This is a genomic window from Bradyrhizobium sp. (genome assembly GCF_049512235.1).
In the GTDB taxonomy this organism is placed as follows: domain Bacteria; phylum Pseudomonadota; class Alphaproteobacteria; order Rhizobiales; family Xanthobacteraceae; genus Bradyrhizobium.
On the sequence record NZ_JBEKXH010000738.1, the window covers coordinates 1 to 3,381 of the forward strand.

Genomic DNA, 3,381 nt, shown 5'->3' on the forward strand with positions numbered 1-3,381 from the left:
TCGTGGTGCAGATATTTCCCGTTGCGCATGTCAATTGGATGCTTGTCGTGCATTTGCAGAAAACAACGCGTGTTTCGTTTCATTGACTCAACCGCTTGCGCCGCCGAAAATGTAGAGCGTTAGTCAATGACAGCCAGGCTGGAGGGGACGACGGTGAATCAGATCCTGCGATCGGTTTCGGCCCAGCCGACCCCAAGCCATCCGCAGCGTCGGTCGCTGCTCAGCGAGGCTGCTTTGAAGCAGTTTGCGGCGCGCGCCCCAGGTTATGACCGGGACAATCGCTTCTTTGATGAGGACCTCGCCGACTTGAGCGCAGCGGGCTATCTGCAGCTCGCGGTTCCCGAAGAGTTCGGCGGCTTGGGATATTCGATCGCCGAAGTGGTCGGCGAGCAGGCGCGGCTTGCCTATTACGCGCCGTCGACCGCGCTCGCCATCAACATGCATCTCTATTGGACCGGCGCCGCCGCCTATCTATGGCGGCAGGGGGATCATTCGCTGGACTGGTTGTTGCGCGAGGCGGTGGCCGGCAAGATCTTTGCTGCCGGGCACGGCGAGGTTGGCAATGATCTCGGGCTCGCCAACTCCGCGGTTGTCGCCGAGCCGCTGGCCGACGGCGGCTATCGTTTCACCGGGCGCAAGATCTTCACCTCGCTGTCGCCGGTGTGGGACTGGCTCGGAATCCATGCGCTGGACAATTCAAACCCTGAGCAGCCCCAGATCGTGCATGCCTTCATCCGGCGCCAAGACGGCGGCACCCGCACCGAGCTGACCTGGGACACGATCGGCGTCCGGGCGACGCGCAGCGACGACACCGTGCTCGAGGGGGCTGTCGCAGACGCTACCCATGTGGCCCGCGTGTTGCCGGCGGGCCCGCCGGATGATCCGTTTATCGCAGGCATTTTCGCATCCGCGATTCCAGGCATTGCTGCGGTGTACTATGGCATCGCCAAGCGCGCATTTGATCTTGCGCTTGATTCCGCTGGACGAAGAACATCGACTGCACTTGGTGGCAAAACCTACGCCCATCATCCCTATGCCCAGCGCGACGTGGCCGAGGCCGCGATCGAACTCGACAGCATCTGGGCGCTTCTGGACCGGATCGCGCAGGAGCTGACCGACGGGGTGGATCATGGCGCGTTCTGGCCGGCCAAGATTCTGTCCGCCAAGCAGCACGCGGTGGATGGCGCAAGGCGGGCTCTACAAGCGCAACGAGCTCGAGCGGCTCTATCGTGACGTGCGCTCTGGTCCATTTCATCCGCCGACCACCGATGTCGCCTATGACCTGATCGGCCGCAGCTATCTCGGCGTGCTCGGAGCGCCGGCGTAAGCAGGATCCTCAGGCGGCGGTTTTGATCAGGTTGTCCAGGGGGCGTCGATCGACCCATGCATTGACGTCAAAATCGTGATCAAGAAAGCCGAAGCTCAGCAGGAAATCCTTGAAATGATCGATCGCGGCAATCTGCTCGGGCTGCAGCGCAAGGTCGAGCTTCAGGTGAACGTCCGCGCCATAGGCCGAAGTAGCGGCTTCCTCGCTGGTAAGCACCTCCTGGGCCACGAAGCGCAGCGTCTCGGCGGGATTCTGGCGCGCCCAGTCGGAGGCGCGATGGACCTGCGTCACCAGTTCGGCGGCAAGATCAGGCCGCTCCTCGATGAAGGAGGCGTCGACAGTCAGCGTGCGCGGCGTGCCGTTGTTGATCCGGATCTTCGGATCGGCATGATGGCCGGTCTCGACAACGATGGTTGCAGCCAGCAGGTTGGAAATCGTGATGCCTTCGGCGCCCTTGACGAAGATCGCGTCGACCTCGCCGCGGGCCAGCGCCGCGATCTCCGGCCAATAGGGGTGTCGCCGCGCCAGCCCGAACAGGCCCGGGTCGCCCTTGTGGGTGATGATGGACTCCCCGATGGCGACATCGACCAGCGTAGCGGCACCGATCGGCTTGCCGATCAGCGACAGCGCGGAGACCACTCCCTTGAGCGCCGTCGCCCTGTGGAAATCGATGATGTTGCCGGCGCGTCGGGGGATGCCGATGCGGCGTCCGGGCAGATCATCGACGCTGCGAAATGGGGATCCGGGCAGGGCAATGATGGCCTGATACTCATCAACCCAGGTCAGGCCGATCAGCTTGGTCTCGCGGCCCTCGGATCGTGCGCGGATCGCCGGGATATTGCCGCCCTGCCGGAACGACCAGCGCAGGGTATGATTGAAATGGCTTTCGCGCACGGCCGGGTCGCGGGAATCGGCGATCGACTGCACGTTGATGCCATATTGGCCGAACGCCTCGTCGAGCCAGCCGAAGCGGGCGGCAAGCCCGAGCGGCGAGGGCACCGGACAGCGCGTGTACCAGATTGAATTGCTGCTCATGACGAAAGTGTACTCCGCGATGCGATGATAGGCTCTAACCGCTGGTGCGAGCCTGCCGGAGGCTAGGTACCCGGCTATGAAAAGTCGATAGAATGAATATTCGTTTTGGTGTCGCTTAAGAGACGAGAAGAACCGTTACATGGGTGATCCGCTTGTCGAGCGTGCCGGGTTGCGGTTAGCCGCCGCCCACAACGATCGCAGCGGTTGTCCGCTTCGTTGGTTTCATATGCTCCCGACGTCCGGGAATTCGCTGCAATTATTCCCCGATGGCGGCTCGCATGAGAAAGCATCTTACACCCGTTCCATAGTAGATAATTACGGCAGATGAACCAAACTCAGCCATTGCAAGCATTACCACGAAGGAAAAGTGAGATGATCTTTCGCGCCCTCGGCCGGTTCAGAAATGGATGCCTTCTCGCGATTGTGCTACTGTCGGCAATGGTTGTCGGAGCCAGTGCCGAACCCTCGCGCGGCGGTACGCTGCGGTTTCTGGTCGAGCAGGAGCCGACCACGCTCGTCACCATCGCGCACACCGCCGGGCCGTCCACCCGCGTGTCGCCGAAGGTGACCGAGGGCCTTTTGACCTACGATTTCGATTTCAAGCCGCGGCCGGCGCTGGCGACGGAATGGACGATCAGTCCGGATGGACTGCGTTACAGCTTCAAGCTGCGTCCGAACGTCAAGTGGCACGATGGCAAGGATTTCACGTCGGCCGACGTCGCCTATTCGATCAAGCTGTTGAAGGAGAATCACCCGCGCGGACGCGGCACCTTCGCCTTCGTCCAGGAGGTGCAGACGCCGGATCCGCTGACCGCGATCATCGTCCTCGCCAAGCCTGCGCCCTATCTGATCAAGGCGCTCGATGCATCTGAGTCGCCGATCGTGCCGAAGCACGTCTATGAGGGTACCGATCCGCTTGCCAACAAGAATGCGAGCGCGCCGATCGGCACCGGACCCTTTGTGTTCAAGGAATGGGTCAAGGGCAGCTATATCATCCTGGAGCGCAATCCGAACTATTG

Annotated in this window: 3 protein-coding genes; 2 read left to right on the forward strand and 1 reads right to left on the reverse strand. The window is 61.9% G+C overall.

Annotated elements, in window-relative coordinates:
* Positions 1 to 126: 126 nt before the first annotated feature.
* Positions 127 to 1,233, forward strand: a complete 1,107-nt coding sequence (locus ABSG20_RS34630; protein ID WP_423868930.1) for an acyl-CoA dehydrogenase family protein — start codon at positions 127 to 129, stop codon at positions 1,231 to 1,233.
* Between the two features lie 103 nt (positions 1,234 to 1,336).
* Here ABSG20_RS34630 and ABSG20_RS34635 read toward each other — a convergent pair whose 3' ends face one another.
* Complete coding sequence (locus ABSG20_RS34635) at positions 1,337 to 2,362, reverse strand: ABC transporter substrate-binding protein (RefSeq protein ID WP_423868931.1); 1,026 nt, start codon at positions 2,360 to 2,362, stop codon at positions 1,337 to 1,339.
* Between the two features lie 372 nt (positions 2,363 to 2,734).
* Here ABSG20_RS34635 and ABSG20_RS34640 point away from each other — a divergent pair.
* Positions 2,735 to 3,381: ABC transporter substrate-binding protein (locus ABSG20_RS34640; protein ID WP_423868932.1), on the forward strand; the 647-nt coding region annotated here is incomplete at its 3' end.